General features: G+C 37.9%; 17 protein-coding genes and 1 riboswitch. Of the genes, 7 read left to right on the forward strand and 10 right to left on the reverse strand.

The window, feature by feature from the left end; genetic code table 11:
• Positions 1–419 precede the first annotated feature (419 nt).
• The 3 genes from AACU25_RS05705 (at position 420) to AACU25_RS05715 (ending at position 4,826) form a co-directional block, all read left to right on the forward strand.
• A complete protein-coding gene (locus AACU25_RS05705; RefSeq protein WP_096574294.1) occupies positions 420–1,751 on the forward strand; it encodes a class I SAM-dependent methyltransferase in 1,332 nt (443 codons plus the stop codon).
• A gap of 174 nt (positions 1,752–1,925) precedes the next feature.
• Positions 1,926–2,462, forward strand: coding sequence for a type IV pilin-like G/H family protein (locus tag AACU25_RS05710; RefSeq protein ID WP_096583525.1), 537 nt, complete (start codon positions 1,926–1,928; stop codon positions 2,460–2,462).
• A gap of 114 nt (positions 2,463–2,576) precedes the next feature.
• Positions 2,577–4,826: an O-linked N-acetylglucosamine transferase, SPINDLY family protein gene (locus AACU25_RS05715; RefSeq protein ID WP_096574295.1), complete on the forward strand. Its 2,250-nt coding sequence runs from the start codon at positions 2,577–2,579 to the stop codon at positions 4,824–4,826.
• A 181-nt stretch (positions 4,827–5,007) separates the two neighbouring features.
• Here AACU25_RS05715 and AACU25_RS05720 read toward each other — a convergent pair whose 3' ends face one another.
• The 3 genes from AACU25_RS05720 to AACU25_RS05730 all read right to left on the reverse strand — a co-directional run bounded on the left by AACU25_RS05720 (position 5,008) and on the right by AACU25_RS05730 (position 8,582).
• A complete protein-coding gene (locus AACU25_RS05720) occupies positions 5,008–7,560 on the reverse strand; it encodes a glycosyltransferase (RefSeq protein WP_096574296.1) in 2,553 nt (850 codons plus the stop codon).
• A 25-nt stretch (positions 7,561–7,585) separates the two neighbouring features.
• Positions 7,586–8,050, reverse strand: coding sequence for an isocitrate lyase/phosphoenolpyruvate mutase family protein (locus AACU25_RS05725; protein WP_199347307.1), 465 nt, complete (start codon positions 8,048–8,050; stop codon positions 7,586–7,588).
• A 127-nt stretch (positions 8,051–8,177) separates the two neighbouring features.
• Positions 8,178–8,582, reverse strand: a complete 405-nt coding sequence (locus AACU25_RS05730; RefSeq protein WP_096574297.1) for a tetratricopeptide repeat protein — start codon at positions 8,580–8,582, stop codon at positions 8,178–8,180.
• Positions 8,583–9,421: 839 nt separating this feature from the next.
• On the opposite strand from AACU25_RS05730, the gene AACU25_RS05735 reads away from it, so the two are divergent.
• Positions 9,422–9,643, forward strand: coding sequence for a DUF4327 family protein (locus AACU25_RS05735; RefSeq protein WP_045869131.1), 222 nt, complete (start codon positions 9,422–9,424; stop codon positions 9,641–9,643).
• Between the two features lie 58 nt (positions 9,644–9,701).
• Here AACU25_RS05735 and AACU25_RS05740 read toward each other — a convergent pair whose 3' ends face one another.
• The 4 genes from AACU25_RS05740 to AACU25_RS05755 form a co-directional block, all read right to left on the reverse strand.
• Positions 9,702–10,955, reverse strand: coding sequence for an FHA domain-containing serine/threonine-protein kinase (locus AACU25_RS05740; protein WP_096574298.1), 1,254 nt, complete (start codon positions 10,953–10,955; stop codon positions 9,702–9,704).
• A 122-nt stretch (positions 10,956–11,077) separates the two neighbouring features.
• Entirely contained in the window at positions 11,078–13,072 is a 1,995-nt protein-coding gene (locus tag AACU25_RS05745; protein ID WP_096574299.1) for a serine/threonine phosphatase, read from the reverse strand.
• 264 nt (positions 13,073–13,336) lie between these two features.
• On the reverse strand, positions 13,337–15,073 hold the full coding sequence (locus AACU25_RS05750) for a sensor histidine kinase (protein WP_096574300.1): 1,737 nt from the start codon (positions 15,071–15,073) through the stop codon (positions 13,337–13,339).
• 376 nt (positions 15,074–15,449) lie between these two features.
• Positions 15,450–16,028, reverse strand: a complete 579-nt coding sequence (locus AACU25_RS05755) for a pseudouridine synthase (protein ID WP_096583527.1) — start codon at positions 16,026–16,028, stop codon at positions 15,450–15,452.
• A 310-nt stretch (positions 16,029–16,338) separates the two neighbouring features.
• A riboswitch (TPP riboswitch) is annotated at positions 16,339–16,435 on the forward strand.
• A gap of 6 nt (positions 16,436–16,441) precedes the next feature.
• Here AACU25_RS05755 and thiC point away from each other — a divergent pair.
• Together thiC and AACU25_RS05765 are read left to right on the forward strand one after the other, a co-directional pair.
• Entirely contained in the window at positions 16,442–17,815 is a 1,374-nt protein-coding gene (gene thiC / locus AACU25_RS05760; RefSeq protein WP_096574301.1) for a phosphomethylpyrimidine synthase, read from the forward strand.
• A 319-nt stretch (positions 17,816–18,134) separates the two neighbouring features.
• Positions 18,135–18,410, forward strand: coding sequence for a hypothetical protein (locus AACU25_RS05765; protein WP_096574302.1), 276 nt, complete (start codon positions 18,135–18,137; stop codon positions 18,408–18,410).
• Positions 18,411–18,695: 285 nt separating this feature from the next.
• Here AACU25_RS05765 and AACU25_RS05770 read toward each other — a convergent pair whose 3' ends face one another.
• From AACU25_RS05770 to pyrE, 3 genes are all read right to left on the reverse strand, one after another.
• Positions 18,696–19,010 (reverse strand): type II toxin-antitoxin system Phd/YefM family antitoxin, encoded by a 315-nt coding sequence (locus AACU25_RS05770; protein WP_096574303.1) that lies wholly within the window; start codon positions 19,008–19,010, stop codon positions 18,696–18,698.
• 49 nt (positions 19,011–19,059) lie between these two features.
• Positions 19,060–19,347: a Txe/YoeB family addiction module toxin gene (locus AACU25_RS05775; protein ID WP_096574304.1), complete on the reverse strand. Its 288-nt coding sequence runs from the start codon at positions 19,345–19,347 to the stop codon at positions 19,060–19,062.
• Positions 19,348–19,641: 294 nt separating this feature from the next.
• Positions 19,642–20,262 carry an orotate phosphoribosyltransferase gene (gene pyrE / locus AACU25_RS05780; protein ID WP_096574305.1) on the reverse strand — a complete coding sequence of 207 codons (621 nt, stop codon included), beginning with the start codon at positions 20,260–20,262 and terminating at the stop codon, positions 19,642–19,644.
• A gap of 101 nt (positions 20,263–20,363) precedes the next feature.
• On the opposite strand from pyrE, the gene AACU25_RS05785 reads away from it, so the two are divergent.
• A complete protein-coding gene (locus tag AACU25_RS05785) occupies positions 20,364–20,792 on the forward strand; it encodes a hypothetical protein (protein ID WP_096574306.1) in 429 nt (142 codons plus the stop codon).
• Positions 20,793–20,794: the final 2 nt, after the last annotated feature.

Below are 20,794 nucleotides of genomic sequence, written 5' to 3' on the forward strand. Positions count from 1 at the left end.
ATTGGCTACGCCATAGGTGAAGCTATTTAAACCTTGATCAATAACAAGGTGCAAAGACTCTCGCGAGTTTTTCTGCGCTCATCACTTTGTCAGGCAGGATTCATAACAGCCCTTGCCACCAATATTGAGTTGCATAGCTCTATTTACGAGTTCATGGGCGAATTCTACTGACCATGAATATAAAAATGTTTTTTGTAATCTATCTTATTGTCTTTCAGCATTTACCGACTTAGGTGAATTTTCCCTGAAATTCGTTCTTCAGGCTGCTACAGTGAACTAACAAGTACATAAGTTGTTAAATATAGCACAAAAAATATAAGTGACTTACAATTGCATCTGTACAAAGTTAATGATTCCAAACCAAGAATTTTACTTGAGTCGCATTAACTATTATCACTTTTAAATTCACAGTAGTTATTATGAATAATTCAACCTCTGATTTATGGGATAAAATCCGCCAACAATTTGATAGCGCACCCTACCCTAACATACCGCTAGAAAAGTCTCCTAAAAAGGATATTAGCTTACTGTATATCCATAATTTAGCAACTGCCTACTATTTGCGAAATCAGCAAGTTATAGACAGCCATAATAAAGTTATTTTAGATGCAGGTTGTGGAAGTGGTTATAAATCTTTAGTGCTAGCAGAAGCTAATCCAGGAGCCAAAATCGTTGGTATTGACATATCAGAAGAATCAATCAAATTAGCAAAACATAGGCTGCAGTACCACGGATTTGATAATGCAGAGTTTTATGTTCTGTCAATCTATGATTTAGCAGAATTGAACTATAAATTTGACTATATAAACTGTAATGAGACTTTATATTTATTTCCTGATATTGTTCAGGCACTAAAATCCATGAAATCTGTTTTAAATGATGCAGGCATAATTCGAGCTAATTTACACAGTGCTATTCAGAGGTTTAATATTTTCTGCGCTCAAAAAGCATTTACTATTATGGGTTTAATGGAAGATAATCCTGGAGATTTAGAGATAGAAATTGTTACTGATATGATGAAGTCACTTAAAGATAATGTTTTACTCAAGGATAGGACTTGGAGTCATGATTTTGAACAGGAAGATAAAAAAGAACGTATTTTGATGAATTATCTATTTCAAGGAGATAAAGGCTACACAGTTAGTGATATGTTTGCAGCTTTAAGAGCAGCAGACTTAGAATTTATTAGCATGTTGAATTGGCGGCAGTGGGATTTAATGAGCTTATTTCAACAGCCTGATAATTTACCTGCTTTTTTAGCCATGAGTTTACCAGAAATTTCGATGGAGGAACAGCTAGAGTTATTTGAGTTACTACATCCCATGCATAGACTACTAGATTTTTGGTGTGGATACCCTCAACCAGAGCGCACTTTTACACCCATTGCTGAGTGGGATGATTCTGATTGGCTCAATATTAAAGTCTATTTACATCCACAGTTTAATTACTTAAATTTTAAAAGCCATATTGATAACTGTATTAGCAGAAGTAAAGTGTTTCCCATTTTTAGAAATGTCACCTTGAATAAAGAAACTATTTATATAGACAGTTCTATGGCTCTGTGTTTACTTCCTTTATTTGAAAAACCATATTTAATGATGGACTTAGTAGAGTATTGGCAGCAACGTAGACCTATTGATAGCTTTACGGGAAAACCCATAGAAACTGATCAAGTATTTGAATTCGTGAAAACAACCCTATCAACACTAGAAGGTTTTGACTGCATTATGTTGGAAAAGTTATCTTCCTAGGCTAAAGGCAAGAAGTTCTAGTGCAGAGCATTAGCTGGAATATAGCAATAGCAAGAGTTTCAGGCTTAGAGGACAGAATAGAAAAAATTTTTTCAGTTGGGTGATATGAATTTATCCGAAATGGGTAAGTTCTTTATAGAACAAACAACCCACCCTACTCCTGGGAAAACACTTATGAAAACCGAACTAAAAGCTAAATTTCTCCAACACATCCTCGGTAAAAAGAAAGAAGGAGAAGGTTTTACCCTTATTGAATTGTTAGTTGTAATTATCATTATTGGTATTCTGTCTGCTATTGCTCTACCTTCCTTCTTGAACCAAGCTAAAAAGGCTAAACAATCTGAAGCTAAGACCTACGTTGGTTCTATGAACAGAGGTCAGCAAGCATACATGACAGAAAACGACGCATTTACTGCCAGTATTGATTCAATGGGAATTGGTATTTCCACCCAAACTGCAAATTACAAATTCACTGCTTCAACAGGTACTAACAACACTCTAGCTTATGCCATCAACGACTCAAGCTTAGTAACATCAAGCAGTGGTTTGAAAAACTACGGTGGTCATGTGTACTTGAAAAAAATTGGCGCTAATTCTGAATTAACCAGTATAGCTTACCTCTGTGAAACTAATAACGTAGGGCCACGGGGTTCAGCTACAATCACAGCAGGTGGTACAACTTGTAATAGTGCAGGTAAATTAATTAAGTAATTGTTCTATTGTTACTTATTACCAGTATTAAGAAATTGTAATTCACCTTCCATGCAAAAGATGGAGGGTGGATATTTTTATTTATAGTACAGTTAGTCAAATAAGAAATTATTTATGAATCAATTAGTTAATGAATGGCAAAAACAAGCAAAACAGTATCTTATTGATGAACAGTACAGTTATGCTATTAAACTTTATGAAGAAGCTATTGAGAAAGAGCCTGAAGTTAAAAATTATTATTGGAATTTAGGCTTATTTTTATTACTACAAGGTCAAGAAGCAGAAGCTCAATTTACTTGGTTTACAGGCTTATCTGAATTAGCAGAAGCAGATGGTGATACTCAAGAATTATTAGAAATTTTAGAGACAGAAGCCAACCGACGCACCACAATTGAAGACTTTCATGTTGCTTGGGCGATCCGTCAACATATCAGAGAAATTTCTCCGGAAAATATTAATAATCTATTACATATTGCTTATCTCATTACTAAATTAGAGGCATTTAAAGACGATTGCCCAGAAATATTAGCAGAAATTTGTAATTGTTTACCTCTCAATATAGATAATTGCGATGTTCGTTTATTAATAGATGTTATCACAGAGATTTTAGTTTATTTAACGACAGCCGCCGAAGCACTTGATTCTATATTTAATTTTGTGCAAGTATCTTTACAAGCATATTCAGATACCTATGTAATGTCCATAATTGAGGGTGTAATGCTGCAATGCATTAAATTTTCTGCTTTCTATAGGAGGCCAGATTTAGCATCAAAATTTGCCGAGCTTTGTTTACAACAAGTACCAAAAAATTATCATCTTGAATATACAGAAATACTGACTTTATTATCACATTTCTATCAAAATGAGGAAAAATATACAAAGGGAATAGAAACAGCTAAAGCTTGTTATGATTTGAGTAATACTTTAGCAGATAAAATTTGTGCCAATTACCTTGTTATGCGAGGATTGATGGCTTCTGGTAGCTATTGGCAAGAAGCTCATTCTCGGTTACAAGACCAGATATTATTAACTCAACAGTTAATAGAAAAAGAACCAGATGATGTGAATATAGTGCAAGTTACAAGGCTGTTTGATGCTTTATTTTTCTTACCATACTTTGAAGACCAGCCACAAAGAAATCACACTATTCAGCATCAACTATCTAGTTTTTGCCAATCTAAAGTTATTCAATATTATTCAGAATCCTATCAATCCCACAATAAATATTTAAATTTACGTAAAATAAATTCTACTAGAAATACCGTTCCACTGAATATAGGCTATATTTCTCATTGTTTTAAAAGGCATTCGGTTTCTTGGTTATGTCGATGGATTTTTAAATATCACAATCCAGAAAACTTTAGAATTCATTGCTATTTTCTTCATGAATCTGAAGTATTAGATAATTTTACGAAAAATCATTTCATTAATCAATCATTTAAATTTCATCAATTTGGTCTCCGCAACCATGATCAAATTTGGAGACAAATTCAAGAAGATGAAATTGATATTTTAATTGACCTAGATAGTTTGACATTAGATCAAGCTTGCGAATTAATGTCTATTAAATCTGCGCCTATACAGGCGACTTGGTTAGGTTGGGATAGCTCAGGATTACCATCAATAGACTACTTTATTGCTGACCCTTATGTATTACCAGAATCAGCAGAAGATTACTACAGTGAAAAAATTTGGCGATTACCTCAAACTTATATAGCAGTTGATGGTTTTGAAATAGATGTCCCTGATTTACGTAGGGAAGATTTAGGCATTCCTAATGATGCAATTATCTATTTTATGACCCAAAAAGGATATAAAAGGCATCAACCGCATTTACATTTACAAATGAAAATTATTCAGGAAGTGCCTAATAGTTATCTTTTAATTAAAGGTGATGCAGACCCAGAAAAAACCAAGGTCTTTTTTGAAGAGATTGCCCAAGAAGAAGGCGTAGATTTTTCGCGGATCAAATTTTTACCTTATGCCCGTAGCGAAGCTGTCCACCGTGCTAATTTGCAGATAGCAGATGTTGTACTTGATACATATCCATATAATGGCGCAACAACTACACTAGAAACTTTGTGGATGGGTCTTCCTTTAGTTACAAGAGTTGGTGAACAGTTCTCTGCACGTAATAGCTACACAATGATGATGAATGCGGGTATTACAGAAGGTATTGCTTGGAATGAAAAAGAGTATTTAGAGTGGGGTGTGCGCTTAGGTAAGGATGAGAAACTACGACAGCAGATTTCTTGGAAATTGCGTCAGTCAAGACATACATCACCCCTATGGAATGCCAAACAGTTTACCTATGAGATGGAGAAGGCTTATCAACAGATGTGGCAAAGGTATCTGGATAGTTAATTAACTCTCTTTAACCAATTTTGCATTTTTAGCGATTATTTTTCTATTCTTCAAATTGGTATTAGTTAAGGGCACAACAATCTCTGTTGTGCCCTTCCTTGTAAATTTATTTAGCTGAAAAACGCTGTATAGTTCAAATTTTGTAAAATCCCTGTCTAACTAGCAGCCCAAAAAATTCAATTTAGTCAGTAGTTAAACTCAACTGTGGAAAAGTAGCTATGATATTTTTTATCAAGCTATCTAATTGATAGCTTTGTATGTCAATTACAGGTGCTTCTGCTAAAGCTATTTCATCTTCATTAGTCAGAATTATTCGACCGTAGATCAGAGGTAACAGATATCGCCATTGCATATCCCCTAATTTATCTATTAAAGAAATATTTATGGTATCAGTAATATCTAAATCTTCCATCAAAAGATTCATGGCGACACTAGATAAAAATATTTCTGCATCTTCAGTAGTTATATTAGCTGTATAAATCAGCAAGTTAATCTTTTCACTTTCAGGATGAGTGGCTAAAGCTTGAATTATTTCTTGTAACTCTAACCCGAGTTCTTCTTCTGATTGCGACCAATCGGGAAAGATGATGAGATTAATATCTTTTAGATTTAAGGATAACAGAGTTGCATCAATTAGCGCCTTGCTAACTGTTTCAGCCATCTTTGTCCAGGAGAACTTTTGAGCCTGTGCTAACCCTGCTGTAATTAATGCATTACGTACTATAGGCTTTTGTACTTCGCACAGAGCATTTGCTAATGCATCAACATCATCCTCTTGAACATAAATAACTGCATCTCCTGCTACTTCAGGAATAGAAGCATTAGGACAAGTGATAACAGGACAACTACAAGCCATTGCTTCAACTACAGGCATTCCAAAACCTTCATATTTAGAAGGATACACTAATGCCACTGCACCAGAGTAAGCTATAGCTAATTCTTCATCACTAAGTTGTAGTGTATGAATAGCGCTACCTGAAGTATAAGCTCTATATTCTGGCTCTATCATACTTCCTGCCCCAGTCGAAATAATATCAAATCCGTGGCTGCTAGTAAGTTGTGAAAAAGCACGGAAGAATAAAATACTATTTTTATAACCGCTACCACCACCAACTACTAAAAAGTATGGTTTATGAATACCGTATTTATTTTTAAAAGCATTAACTAATTCTGCTTGGGCTGGTGAAAAAGTATTGCTAACTCCACAATGAGCTACAGTGACAGACTCTAAAGCTACATTATCGAAATATCTAGCTAAGTCATGGGCTGTATTTTCAGAAATTGCTATATATCCTGAGGCATTTTGAATCGCTAGATGCTTTTCTTTCCACATAGGATTATTTAAATCCCATCCCATTACTTCTGGGATCATGTCATAAGCCATGAATACAGAAGGCGTTGTAATTGGAGAAGTATAGTAAGTAGAAATAAATAATTTTGCGTCTTGTTCATCGCAGATGTGTTGAAGCATCTGTTTATCAGCTGCGGTATTGTTATAGTCGTATGGAGGAATTGTCAGATAACGGATACCATTAATTTTTGGTGCAGTGTTGGCTCTATCTAACACTAAAATATGATTTGTAAATTCAGTATTTGCCCATTCTTCTAGTAACGATCGCCAAACTCTAGCTATTCCTGTTTTATAAAGTTGGAAAAATACTCCATCAATGATAACTTGTGGTTGAGCATGGACATTAAAAATTAAGTTTAGATAATTTTTAATGAAATCTAAATCTCTATTTTTATTAAATTTTAAGTGGTTATCTAAATCTTTAGTGTATTGGTAATCTATAAACTGTAAACCTTCTGCTGTTAATAAAATATTCCAAGGTCGAATATCAGCAACATTATCTAGCTTTTCCAACCTATCAAATTCATCTGCTATTTTTTGATTACAAGTTTCATAACTAGGTACTAAAATCTCTCCAATTTGAGCAACATCAGATAGAACTATGCCCGGAACAGTTCTAATATCTTGATTAAGATGTGATTTATGGATGATTAATCCTTCTGCATCAGTCTTGAGAAAATAATTACGAGGTTGTAAAGGATAACCTATATAAGGAAAAATAGATTCTCTGGCATAATTAGGTGAATCTGCATAATAAAATGAACGTTTTAAATCAGTGTCACAATGGGTTGCAGCTTCATAAGGCATTTTGAGAAAAACAGGTTTAACTTGACTAATTTTTTCTAAAGTCAGTTGTTTTTTCAATATATCTTTACCACATACCTTTGACTCATCAGGGTGAGGAAGTTCAATAATAAAAGATTTAGAAATTTCATTTAATTCTGTTAGGAAAGTTTCTGCATCTGGAATATGATGTAAAACTGATAATAAAAGAGTAACATCAAAGTAAACACATGCCTGGGTAGCTTTATATAGCCATTCTGTAGTGACTTCAGAGTGAATTAAAATTACATTATTTACACCTTCTAATTTAATTAATTCCTGTTGCAAGCGTGCATAAGGATATTGTTTTTCAATACTTACAAAAACATTTTCAGGAAATAATTTGGCTAGATTAATGGTAAAAAAGCCTACATTAGAGCCAATATCAAGAATAGTTTGTTTTGGTTTGATATAATCTTTAATAACCTCTAATCTTTCAAAATCATTTGCTCTAACTCCTTCTCTAATTAATTCTCCATGTAAATAAATAGATTGATAAACTTCAGGTAAATCATCTATTAAGTTATCTAATTTTGAGAGGTCTTGTAATTTAATATTCATAAAATTAATACCAAAATTTGATAATTTAACCTTTCCTATGAGAAGAATCAGTATACTGAGCATCTTTAGCCGCTTTAATTTTTCCGCAGAATTCTTCTATATTAGCTAATGGTTGTGTTGCGCCATTAATAAAACTATTCGTTTTTGTAAAAACTTTGTCTTCTATACAAACACCAGCAATCCCTCTTTGCTCTAATTTTTTGACTAGACGACGAACATTATTAAAATTACCGTAACCCGTATCTCCATCTAAGAGAATTGGTATCGAAGTAGTATCACACATGAATTCAAGTACTTCTAGTACTTGTGTCCAACTGGCTTCGTTATTATCTCTGACACCCATAGCAGAAGATATAGAAAGTCCACTTGCCCAAATACCTTTAAAACCTGCTTCTTGAACTATTTTAGCGCTTAAACCGTTATGAGCTTCTATTAAAAACTCAAGATTATTTGAATTAATAATTTGTCTTAATTGCTGTGTTTTTTTCATCAATCATATTTATCAAAAAATTAGAATAATTAATTTGCTAACTATAGTTTTTTAATATGCTTAGTTATTTTCTATACTCTCCTGAAAACACAACTTTAAAATTTCATATTATTTAGGTCGAGACTGATTATTTGGTTTGGGAATTACCTTTGACTTGTTCTTTCTTCAACTTCTCTAATAAAACTTTGTAATTCTGGTTATCAGGACTCAACTTGACTAACTTCTCTAAGGGTTGAATTGCACCTTGAGTATCTTTTAAACCTAAGCGCACATTTACCAGTCCCTGCAAAGCTACTTGATTATCTGGTTCTCGTTGTAAAACTAGTTCAAATCCCGTTTCCCGCTGTTTAAGTGCAGAATCTGGAGATGCAACTACTGTATTGGATGGCTGAATAGCCTTTTGAATTACAGGAACTGCAGAAAACACAATGGAGCCTAAGAAGGACGCTAGAGATACAAAAGTGAGCAACTTTTGTCGTCGCTTAATTTGTTTTTTGCGATTAGTGAGGTAGTCTTCCCCTGAACTAGCCATACTTAATGAATACTGTGGTAAATACTTAGGTGATACCAGTCCTCCCGATATGAGGATACCCACGGCTCACCACAAACTATCATTTTGGCGAAAAATGTTTTACACAATATTCAAAGGTAGATTTTGAATACTTGATGTTATTTGTGCTATGCCAATAAAACATGAATGATTCTTGGTTGCGATCGCCTACACTCAATCGAGCAACACAGCAGCTTTACTAGCGATCGCATTCTCTGCCAAAATCACACATTAATAGTATTGGCATGAGTGATGGATTTATGAGATCTATTCACTCCATCTATCTTGAGCAAGATTTTTATATATGCAAACCGTAAGCTATGATACTGTTGCGCGATCGCAATTGAGCAGCAACATGAAAGTTTTATAAAGATTTGCAATCTGATTGTTGAAGTTTAGATGTTTGCGATATTCTATATAAGATGCAAATACAAAACGGTAAAATTGTTTTGCTGTTGCATAACAAAAATTCTCAACTACCCGTATTGTATGGGTTCTTCAAAATTTGCAAATATTCCGTTGACTAAAACCAATATAGTTTTACAAGTCGTGTCTGCCTATGTTATCCATGCATTGATGAGGACGGCTGTTTTGTGCTTTTAGTGTCTACGATGACTGTGCGATAGGCATCTTTGTTTTGTGGTGGTAATTACCGTACAAAACCGATAGACCGCCAACTTAGTAGAGTAAGTTATGGTATAGTTAAATAGTTAAGACTAGCTTTGCCAGATTAGAACGCTCTACGCATCGGTAGCATTTACAAAACGGAAAGCAGTTTTGATTAAGCATTTACTAAACAAAATCTGAATTAAATCGAGGTTATGACTCAGCAAGTAATTCACCCAATGGTGAAATTGCAGCGTAACGTGCAATCACTCGTAGAATCAAATATTATCAAGCCAACTGATAGCATTTGGAAAATCGCTTTGCTCTATGGCAACGATTGGCCACACTGGAAACAAGAACTGTTAGATTTTGGATTTACTATGCAAGATCCAATCAGCGAATTGTTAGCAGTGGAAGCTTGGGACGAAGAAGAATAAAGGATAAAGGATGAAGGATGAATTTTCAACCTTCAGGCCTGATGCTTATTTACTTAATTTATCGGCAAGTAGCTAATGCTGTAGCCAGTTCTTTCGCAGTTTGATAGCGATCGCGTGGTAATGGCTCTGTAACGCGATCAATCACCTCTCTTAATTGGGGGGTGATTGTAGGAACACTAGCTACTTCAAACCGAAAATGTCGTCCTCGTTGGTGGTAAAACTTGAACGGGTTTTCACCAGTCAGTAAAAAAATTAAGGTTGGGCCGATAGCATACAAATCGGATTGAGTCAGGGGTTGTCCGCGTTCTTGTTCGGGAGCGCAGTAACCCTCTGCACCAATGCGAGTACCTGGTGCTGTACCAATTTCTTTGACAGCACCAAAATCTAGCACGACTATGCGATTATTAGAACTTCGCACCATTAAATTCGCCGGTTTAATATCCCGGTGAATTAGTGGTGGTTGTTGGCTGTGGAGATAGTCTAAAATATCGCAGGTTTGGATCATCCAAGCGATCGCTTGATTGGGTGTTACAGGCCCGGTTGTATAAATCCGTTTTTCTAAATCCTGTCCGTGAACTAATTCCATTGCCAAATATTTTTTGCCGCCTTCCACAAAGAAGTCATAATATTTGGGAATTCCTTCATGGTGCAAGGATTTGAGAGTATGTGCTTCTCGCTCAAATAATTCTTGAGCTTTAGCAATTTTCACCATATCGGCATTCATCTGCTTTAACACCAACAGTTGTGGGTGTTTGGTAGTCACACCTGTTGCATCCCAAGCTAAATAGGTAGTCCCCATACCACCTTGCCCCAGTGTTCGTAAGACTTGATACTGGCGAATTGTCTTTTGCACTGATAAAGGTTGACCACAATGGATGCAAAATAGATTATTTGGGGAGTTACCTTCATGGGTGCAGGGAACAGATCCAGGCGAGAGGGTTTTTTCCATTGAGCCTGGTAGTTCTTTTTGCTGCAACCAAGAATCTGGTGCTGTCACCTCTTGCAGTTGGAATTTGAGTATTGGGCCTCCCTGTGCTAGCTGTAACAGAGAATTATCTGGCAGTTGATTCTGAGTCACAAGCACACCATTTAAGAAAGTGCCATTTGTGCCTTGACTAATGACTTGCCACAAACCACCACTTTTTACAGAATTGACTTGTTTGAGTTCTAGATGATAGCGAGAAACTAAGCTATCAGTTAAAACAACGTCATTATCCGCCGCACGTCCAATGCGAATCACGGAGGAATTCTCGAAATACCATTGCTTAAGCGGCGTTTTTTGTTGCGGTTCTAGCAGTGTCAGAGTAACCACAATACGAAGATAAAGGATGAAGGTTAAAGTTTAACAACAGAGATGTAACTGAGTATTAGCTACAGTTCATTTTAGAAAGTTACAGTCATTAGAATTAAAAATTTATACTTCATAATTCATATTTATTTTTGGCTGTCTAAATTGGGACGCACTTTAGCCCGAATCAGTATAGCTGTAATATTGTCATGGCCATTGTATTGGTTTGCTAAATCAATTAAGTCTATTACGCCGGATTCTAGGTTAGTACCAGAGCCGAGTAGAGGTTTAAGGTGGGTTTGCCAATGTATTTCTAATAAATCATTATCCGATAAACCGTCTGAGGCTAGGATAAATAGGGTATCTTCATTAATCTCGAAAAAGTCTACATCGGGATTAATTGAGTGTTCGTCACGGGGCCCTAGAGCTTGGGTAAGTTGGTAAGCGTCGGCGCGGGCATAAGCGACGCTAGGCTCTACGCCTCTGCTAATCTCCCTTTGACCTACTTCATGATCTACAGTGATTTGTTCCAGCCCCCGCTTATGAGTGACGCAATAGAGGCGGCTATCTCCTACATGAGCTACAGCAGCGTGACTATCCTGTATTAAGAGCATAACTAGAGTAGTACCCATGCGCCCAACTCCCGAACGGGCATCTTTTTGATTCAGGTCATAAATCGCCTGATTTGCTAGGTATACTGCATCCCGGATGCTCTCTTCGCTTGGTAGCTGGTTATTAACCCAGTGTTCTTGAAAATATTCCCGCAGGGTAGTCACTGCCAACTCACTAGCTATCTCGCCACCAGCGTGACCACCCATACCATCACAGAGAATATACAAACCACGGGCTTGTAGAACTCTAGTTTTAGGTAACTCTAGTTTATTAATCTTGGTTTCAATGCCAAAGAAATCTTCATTGTGATGACGTTGTCTGCCAACATCAGTAGCACCCGCGTCTTGCAGGCTACTTAGCTGCATTGGTAGTACCACTGTGGGCATATCATCATTTCTGGCACTAAAATCCTCTGAGTCATCAAATTGCAGCATAGTTGGCGCAGTGGGATATTCTTCCTCTGTTGGCGGCAAAGTTTCAATAGTTGGTGCTACTAATTCAGTAGACATTTCTTCCAGACGCGATCGCAATTGTGCGATCGTTTCAATTTTACCGATTTCCAAATCCCCTAACATCTGAACTACAGAGCCAAATTGAGTGCGTTGAGATTGTCTGAATAATGCCTGCCAAACTCGCCCTAATGCTTTAATTGTTAAAGGCTGCTCTGTTTGCTCGGATGTCTGGTCTGCTAAATCTGCTGTCACATCGCCTAAGAAATCAGTATGTGAGGATTCTGGATATAAACATCCTAGGGTAAGCGTTTGGTCTTCATCCAACAGCAAATTCACCAAATCCAAAAGGCTATGACGACAATTCACTGATTCTAGTACTGTCCACAATTGGGTCATCTGATAACACCAGTGAATTATTTGTAGCGAACTGGTGGTGTTTTCTTGCCACAGGTCGAGTAAACGCGGCAAATGTGAGCGGTCTTGGATGACTACAACTTGCATTTCACCTTGCTGCCATGCATCATGAATTGGCGGTATCCCTGGGTTTCCTTGGGCTTGTAAGGCAATATAAGGTTTAGCGAAGTGGGGGATTCCACTAGCTTCTACAGATGGTGTTACTAAACCCTTTTGCCAATTGCCTAATATGGCTTCCAGCGGTGAAATCTGATATGGTTGGCAGTCTAATACCCTAAGACACACCTCAGTGTTAGCGGGAAGTGCTTCTAAATTTGGTAATGGTTCTAATAATTGATAACGCTGTTCTAAGTCTAAATAAGAGCCTACTGTAAGCTGAGAGCTAGTTGGCATAGGAGATACAGCAGATATTACTGCTTCTTCTCCTGCCTCATTTTCTGTACTATTTTGAGTAGCAATTTCCGCTTCTGCAGTGGCAGCTTTGGCAATTATTGCCCACCAAACAGTTCCGCATTCTGTACCACAATTGGAACAATTGAGTGCGTTGATAGGTACAGAGGTACTGCATTCCGGACAGACCTTGTGGGTCAAGGATGTACCACAATTTTGGCAGAATTTGTTAGAGTTCAAGTTTTCAAATTTACACTGAGGGCAAATCAGCATAGTGGAAGTTCCTCATTCCCATTCCAAGGTGCTTCTTGCCACTTAGATCCAAAAGTGCCACAACTGGCTACCCCTGCCTACAGTAGACCGCTCAGAAATTGTGGTCACTATTAAATTTTGGTGGCAGTATTAATTGTGACGCATATTAGCCTAATATTTCAGATTTCAGCCAGCTAATTTATCTAACAATGGTACAGGGGAGTAGGGTAAGCAGGGAAGAAAACACTAAATCTCAAATACTAAACTTCCATTGTTTAATTTCCCTCACACCTCATTACTCAATGGTAATTGAATCGCAAAACAGGTACGGTTTGACCCACTTTCAACTTCGATTGTTCCTCCTAAAAGTTTGGTAAGTTTTTGTACTAGTGCTAAACCCAATCCTGTGCCACCTTGCTTCCAAGGGTCATTACTGGGAATGCGATAAAATTTATCGAAAATCCGTGGTAGTTCACAACTGGGAATTTCTACACCCGAATTAATTACCTGGAATTGCATATTTTGCGATTTCATTTGAGCAGAAATTGTAATTTCGGCATCCGGAGGGCTGAATTTACAGGCATTGGTGAGCAGTTCGATTAGAATACGCTCTAGACTGAATGGATCGCAAGTTAATAAAGGCAGACTATTCGCGATGCTGAGGCGTAGCTTTTGCTGACAAGAGTTGCGGTTACGTGCTTTAAATAGCTCTACTACTCGCCATAGCCATTGCTGTACTTGAATAGTTTCCAGCACCAAGGGCTTAGTATTATTATCTAGCCTTTGCAAATCTAAGAAATTACTAATGAGATTAATTTCGCGATCGCACTCATTGTCTAAAATTTCATAATAGCGAGCTGCCTTAGAACGTTCTATCTGTGGCTTCTCCATCTCTGAAAAAAAGTTTTGCTCTTGATTGAGCGCTATACCCAACATTTGGATTGCCATTTTCATATTAGTTAATGGCGTGCGTAGTTCGTGCGACACAGTACTGAGAAATTCATCTTTGAGACGATTGAGGCTTTCCATTTCCTCTAACTGTGCTTGCACTGATTCTTGACTATGTTTGAGAGCAACTTCTACTGATTTACGCTCTGTAATATCTATACAGCATCCAATGTAACCGACAAATTTACCATTAGGGGTAAACCGAGGAATACCTGTATCTAACACCCAACGATATTCATTATCATGGCGCTTCAGCCGATATTCCATCTCAAATTTAGCTCTAGCATGAAAAGCGGAATCATAGATTTCTTGGCAGAAATCTTGCTCTTGTGGATGTACTCCTTCTAGCCAGCCTAAACCTTGCTGTTGCTCCATACTACGTCCAGTAAACTTTAACCAGGATTGATTAAAAAAGGTAAAAAGTCCATCACATCCCGCCATCCACAACATGACTGGTGCAGTATTCGCCATAGAATGAAAGCGTTGTTCACTTTCTCTTAAAGCATCTTCCGCTTGCTTGTGAGCGGTGATATCTTCCAATACCATCAGAATTTGCGGATGCTTTTGATGATGTTTATCTGTTGAGTTTGAGCCTAAGTCTAGATGAGAAAATCCATCATCAGCAGGTAATAATCGGGCTACAACCTTTACCCATACAATCTCACTAGCCGGACAATTTAAACGAAACTCCCATTTAGAGACATCGTTAAAAGATGCAGTTTTTGCTAATTCCCCTAATGCATCAGATAACTTTTGCTTGTCGGAATGTTCAAACAAATTCAAAACCGACTTATCAATCAATTCTTCCACACTGTAACCAAGACAGTTGGCACCAAATTTATTTACAGACAAAATAATTCCTGTGAGATCTAAACTGAAATATACAGAAGGAATATTTTCATACAGCCTACGATACAAAGCTAATTCCTCTTGGTTAGGAAGCAGGGTTTCTGCTGTGCAAGGTTCTAAATCTTCGGCTCGTTCAGACACAAGTTCTAAGCGCGCAGATTTTGCAGACAAGATATCTTGTTGACGGCGATTTTTATGCCAGATCGATTGCTGATTACGGCTCATAAGACTGTACAACTTGCACCCAAGGTTTTGATGTGGATATGGGCAGGAATAAAAAAAGATTATTATACTGCTTCTGAATTGATTTTTGTCAAAGGGTGCAAGTAAAAACTTATGTAACAAAAATCATCCCGATTTAGTGAGTTTTTGAGTTCTAATTAAGCACAAATGGCTCAATATGTTTAGCAAAATACATTTATTTGGATATTCCTGTGATGAAAAAAGTAATTTTTTATATACAGGATGACAGTATCCAAATCCGGAGGATTTGGCTGAGTAATCTCTGAATAGAGAATAAGCAGAAATGTTCAAAAATAGCTAACTAATTGTTATGCTTAATAAATGATTTTTTTTAGCAATACAATAAGGGCTTAACCCCTCAAACTAGCAACATTTTCAGTTCAGAGTCAGTGAGAGTACGCCACTCACCTGGTTGTAAACCCTCTAATTTTAAGTGGGCGATACTCACCCTGATGAGCCGTAAAGTCGGAAATCCTACTGCTGCTGTCATCCGCCGTACCTGACGATTTTTCCCCTCAGTGAGAGTCATTTCTAGCCAGGCTGTGGGTATATTTTTGCGAAATCTGATTGGCGGATTGCGATCGCACACTGGTGGTTCTTCAGATAATAAACGCACTTGTGCTGGACGAGTGCAGTAATCTTGAATCTTCACACCTGTTTGCAACTTATTTATAGCATCAACATCTGGAATGCGTTCTACTTGCGCCCAATAAGTACGTTTATGCCCAAATCTTGGATTAGCCAAGCGATGTTGTAGCTGTCCATTGTTCGTCAACAACAGTAACCCTTCGCTATCCCAATCTAAACGCCCTACTGGATAAACATCAGGAACCTCTATATATTCTTTTAAGGTGCGGTGTTTGGGAGTTTCTTGGGTAAATTGGCTCAGAACGCCATAAGGTTTATGAAAAAGAATATATCTATATATAGAAGTCATTTGGCCTTTGTTATTTGTCATTGGGTAATGGGTAATTGGTAATTGGTAATTGGTGTTGGGTGTTTAGGGTTTTTTATTTCCCCTTGTCTCCTCATCTCCCTCATCCCTCTCATCCGCAACAGTTATCATGAACTGTGTACACCAGCACGCATGAAAATCTGTCTTTCCCATGCCCAGCGCCCAATGCCCCATGCCCTATTTTTAAGCTAGTTTCTATTGTTATCCATAAATCATCTTCAATCTCTAGTCCATACACCTCAGGAATTGTAAACAGCGTTGCTCACAGCTATAAGCAAGGTGGTACAATCTACTTCCATGCTAGGGGTGCCCGAATAACCAGGCTGAGATCACACCCTTAACACCTGAGTCTGGGTAATACCAGCGGAGGGAAGCTGTTTATCGAGGAATTTAATATGCGGACAGAATGGGTTGCCAAGCGGCGTGGGCAGAGCAATGTAACTCAAATGCACTACGCGCGTCAGGGTGTTATTACCGAAGAAATGCACTACGTCGCCCAGCGGGAAAATCTTCCTGCAGATCTCATTCGCGAGGAAGTGGCGCGAGGGCGGATGATTATCCCTGCTAACATTAATCACACCAACTTAGAGCCAATGGCCATTGGCATTGCCTCTAAATGCAAAGTAAATGCCAATATCGGTGCTTCACCCAACTCTTCTAATCTTCAAGAAGAAGTCGATAAGCTCAAACTAGCGGTGAAGTATGGTGCTGATACCGTGATGGACTTGTCTACAGGCGGTGGTAACTTAGATGAAATTCGTACCGCTATCATCAAAGCTTCGCCTGTTCCCATTGGTACAGTGCCAGTTTACCAAGCTTTAGAAAGCGTTCATGGCACTATTGAAAAACTCACCCCTGATGACTTTCTCCATGTCATCGAAAAACACGCCCAGCAAGGGGTAGACTATCAAACCATTCACGCAGGAATCTTACTTGAGCATTTGCCTTTAGTGAGAAGCAGGATTACTGGGATTGTCTCTCGTGGCGGCGGTATTTTAGCGCGGTGGATGCTGCATCACCATAAACAGAACCCCCTTTACACACACTTCCGAGATATCATTGAAATCTTTAAGAAGTACGATGTCTCATTCAGTTTAGGCGATTCTCTACGTCCTGGCTGTACTCATGATGCTTCAGATGCAGCACAATTAGCAGAATTGAAAACCCTCGGACAGCTCACTCGCAGAGCTTGGGAAGATAACGTACAGGTGATGGTAGAAGGGCCTGGACATGTACCAATGGATCAAATTGAGTTCAACGTCCGCAAGCAAATGGAAGAGTGTTCTGAAGCACCTTTCTATGTGCTGGGGCCATTGGTAACAGATATTGCTCCTGGTTATGACCACATTACCTCAGCTATTGGCGCAGCAATGGCTGGTTGGTATGGTACAGCAATGTTGTGCTATGTCACACCTAAGGAACACTTAGGATTACCCAATGCTGAAGATGTCCGGAATGGCTTAATCGCTTACAAGATAGCCGCCCATGCAGCTGATATCGCTAGACATCGCCAAGGTGCTAGAGATAGAGACGATGAACTGTCTAAAGCCCGTTATAACTTTGACTGGAATCGTCAATTTGAATTAGCACTCGACCCAGAAAGAGCTAAGGAATACCACGACGAAACTTTACCAGCAGATATTTATAAAACTGCGGAATTTTGTTCAATGTGTGGGCCTAAGTTCTGTCCTATGCAAACCAAAGTTGATGCTGATGCACTAACAGAACTTGAGAAATTCTTAGCGAAAGAAACTGTTACCCAATCTTAAATTACTCAAGTAGGGTGGGCGTTCGTTGCCAACCCTACTGATTTCTAGGTTCGACAATGCGGCCTCAGAAATTGCTTTGATATCACAGGGTAACATAATCCTATTAACTATTTTTGAACTTAAGAGATAGACTTTTATAAATTTTTCTGAGCTGGTTGGGTAGAAATTGTTATAAAAGCTTGCACCGAAAACATTGTTGCCAGGTATTGACATTCGCGCATATCTGTGGAGTTCTCTTAACTTAAAAATGCTGTGGCATAGTAATAATTTTTTAAGCTTGTGGGAATACTAAAATTATGTTTATTTAAAACATCGTCTTATGATTACAGCACGGTTGAGAACTAGAGCATTGTTAAAAGTATTGAAAAAACTATTTCCACAAGAAGAATGGAATTCCAGGAGACTATATAATGATGTGTCTAAAAATAACGATACTTATCGGTATGCTGATACCACAGTAACGTGGGTTGCTCATCCTGATAAACTTATTGGGCAACATCAGCATCTTTATGAAATTACTTCAATAAGGAAACAAGATTTGTTAAATGCGCTAACACATTCTGGAGTACATTATGATTTAATAACAGGTATTTAATAGCTTGCACTATTATTCACAACTGTAGATTGGGCAATAACGGGCAACTTCAAAATCAGCTTTTTAGACATTACCTCAGATTGCCCATCCTACGAAAAACTGAAAGTGAAAGGTTATGAGTCATTCAAATTGGCGGGATAGTAGACATAGTTTTGTAAATTAGCGTAATGCACCATCCATTTATTAGTGCGTTAAGAATAAAGTCCATAAACCACCCTACTAAGTCTAGGCAAGTATTTCAGAACTTTTATATACACTAATATATCTAGGTGATAAAATTTTTCGCTAACTAGCTAAGTTAATATCACTACTTTGATCGTCTTCCTGTATCCCTAACTTTTGGTATAATTCACTAACAGATTGAGGCTCAACAATTTTTTCTTTTGCACGTTGTAAAGCAGTAAATAAACGAGTAGAATTTGCTGGAAAACGAAGTAAATAAAGTGTTTCCAGTAGGCTTTCTAGTTCGGTTTCAGCAATTAATACAACGTTTTTACCATCAGGTCGGCTAATTCTGACTACTTCATTAGTCTCAATAATTTGATTACAAATGCTATCTAAATTTTGAGCGGCTTCTTCTGATGTTATTTTAATTGACATAATAATTGACCGATTTTGACGATTTTTTTAGCTTTTTAAAGCTACATACTTATTCGTAATGATATCGAGCTTTGAGGAAATCAATTCTGTCATTGCTAACTAGGTAAACAAGCCGATGTTCTTGATTGATACGAGGCGACCAACATCCAGAATACTCATATTTTAACGGTTCAGGCTTACCAATGCCTTCAAAAGGATCTCGTAAAATTTCTTTGACTATTTTAAGTATACGCAGCGCCATTTTCCGGTCTTTGTTAACCCAGTATTCTAAGTCTTCTATAAATTCTGGCTGAAATACAGCTTCACGCTGACGTTTAATGTCACCCTCATCACCCATGCAATCAAACCTTTAAGAGCAGTTTTACATTTAATCGCTAATCTATAAATCAGTAAAGCTAATTTGTATCAACACTCACTAAACCTAAATAAGATAATATATTAAGACATGGGTTCTACGTAATTCTCGAAGAGTAGACTCTTAATTACCAAACTGCATTATTTTCCAGAAATTCATACTACTAGTGATTGCATATTAAAGAATGCGATCGCACTCTTTATTAGCTAATTACCAACAAAGCAATTTTGCGATACCTTCGGCACGCCAAAGGCGATCGCATTCTTGATTACCTGACTAATTTCCTAATTCCCGATACCGCTTTTGAATCTCCTCAATTGAGAACAACGCTTCAAACTTTAATCCTGCTGACTGATATAACTCAGCGCCTCCTTGTAGGCGGTCTACTAGTGCAATTACCTGGTCAACGGTATAACCTGCTTCTTTGAGACGGTTAACTGCTTTGAGTGCAGATTGCCCAGTCGTGACCACATCTTCTAAAACTACAACTTTTGCGCCTTCTGGCAAACTGGGCCCTTCAATATAAGCCCTTGTTCCATAACCTTTGGCTTCTTTACGTATAATCAGCGCTGGGATTGGTCGGTTGTCATAGACAGAAACCACACTGACTGCGGTCACAATAGGGTCAGCACCCAAGGTCAAACCCGCTACAGCTTGGGTATCTACAGGTAATAAAGGAAACAGTAAGCGTCCAACAGCTAAAGCGCCTTGGGGATGTAGTGTTACCTGCGTCTTGTTAACGTAATAAGAACTACGTAACCCAGAAGACAGAACAAAATCACCCTCTTGATAAGCGAGTTGACAGAATAAATCTAGTAAATTGTGGCGCAGGGTGGTCAAATCAGCAGTAGCTGCCCAAATATTGGATGGGTTAGTGGTTTCAGTAGAATAAGTCATTACAAGACGTTATAAATTGTGCTACACCAAAGGTTGAACTCATCAGAGTTCTGAATTTAAGCATAAATTAAGATTCGCGCAAAAATTGAGGAGTAGGGAATATGGGTATAAAATTTCAGACCCCAAGTATTTTTTTACTACTGCTAGCTACTAGTATTGCTGTTCCCTCTGTGGCTAGCGCCCAAACAGCAACACCTAATTATGAAACACCAAGTGAGGCTCTGGAGCGAGCTTATTTCCGCCACGATCCTAATTTCTATCAAAATCGCAGCTTACAACGTCAAGTAGACTCCCTTGTTGGTGCTGGTTCCTTTGGCAATTCCTTTCCAGAAAATGAAATTGCCCGTGATGGTGAATTAATCCATAGTGTTTATCAAGATATGTTAAACCAACAAGCCACCAACGACCCTTACCTGCGTACCCCAGATTTACCCAACCCATACGGTACATCACTACTATTATCTCCTCGTGCAAATGCCGAGCAGCTCAAAGTGGGGACTGAGTTTCGTTTCGAGACTTCAACAAGGTAAGA

The sequence above is a fragment of the Tolypothrix tenuis PCC 7101 genome, assembly GCF_963874875.1.
Taxonomy (GTDB): domain Bacteria; phylum Cyanobacteriota; class Cyanobacteriia; order Cyanobacteriales; family Nostocaceae; genus Aulosira; species Aulosira tenue.

Coding starts and splice junctions, on each gene's coding strand:
- AACU25_RS05705 (WP_096574294.1), top strand. CDS start 420: ATGAATAATTCAACCTCTGATTTATGGGATAAAATCCGCCAACAATTT.
- AACU25_RS05710 (WP_096583525.1), top strand. CDS start 1,926: ATGAAAACCGAACTAAAAGCTAAATTTCTCCAACACATCCTCGGTAAA.
- AACU25_RS05715 (WP_096574295.1), top strand. CDS start 2,577: ATGAATCAATTAGTTAATGAATGGCAAAAACAAGCAAAACAGTATCTT.
- AACU25_RS05720 (WP_096574296.1), bottom strand. CDS start 7,560: ATGAATATTAAATTACAAGACCTCTCAAAATTAGATAACTTAATAGAT.
- AACU25_RS05725 (WP_199347307.1), bottom strand. CDS start 8,050: ATGAAAAAAACACAGCAATTAAGACAAATTATTAATTCAAATAATCTT.
- AACU25_RS05730 (WP_096574297.1), bottom strand. CDS start 8,582: ATGGCTAGTTCAGGGGAAGACTACCTCACTAATCGCAAAAAACAAATT.
- AACU25_RS05735 (WP_045869131.1), top strand. CDS start 9,422: ATGACTCAGCAAGTAATTCACCCAATGGTGAAATTGCAGCGTAACGTG.
- AACU25_RS05745 (WP_096574299.1), bottom strand. CDS start 13,072: ATGCTGATTTGCCCTCAGTGTAAATTTGAAAACTTGAACTCTAACAAA.
- AACU25_RS05750 (WP_096574300.1), bottom strand. CDS start 15,073: ATGAGCCGTAATCAGCAATCGATCTGGCATAAAAATCGCCGTCAACAA.
- AACU25_RS05755 (WP_096583527.1), bottom strand. CDS start 16,028: ATGACTTCTATATATAGATATATTCTTTTTCATAAACCTTATGGCGTT.
- thiC (WP_096574301.1), top strand. CDS start 16,442: ATGCGGACAGAATGGGTTGCCAAGCGGCGTGGGCAGAGCAATGTAACT.
- AACU25_RS05765 (WP_096574302.1), top strand. CDS start 18,135: ATGATTACAGCACGGTTGAGAACTAGAGCATTGTTAAAAGTATTGAAA.
- AACU25_RS05770 (WP_096574303.1), bottom strand. CDS start 19,010: ATGTCAATTAAAATAACATCAGAAGAAGCCGCTCAAAATTTAGATAGC.
- AACU25_RS05775 (WP_096574304.1), bottom strand. CDS start 19,347: ATGGGTGATGAGGGTGACATTAAACGTCAGCGTGAAGCTGTATTTCAG.
- pyrE (WP_096574305.1), bottom strand. CDS start 20,262: ATGACTTATTCTACTGAAACCACTAACCCATCCAATATTTGGGCAGCT.
- AACU25_RS05785 (WP_096574306.1), top strand. CDS start 20,364: ATGGGTATAAAATTTCAGACCCCAAGTATTTTTTTACTACTGCTAGCT.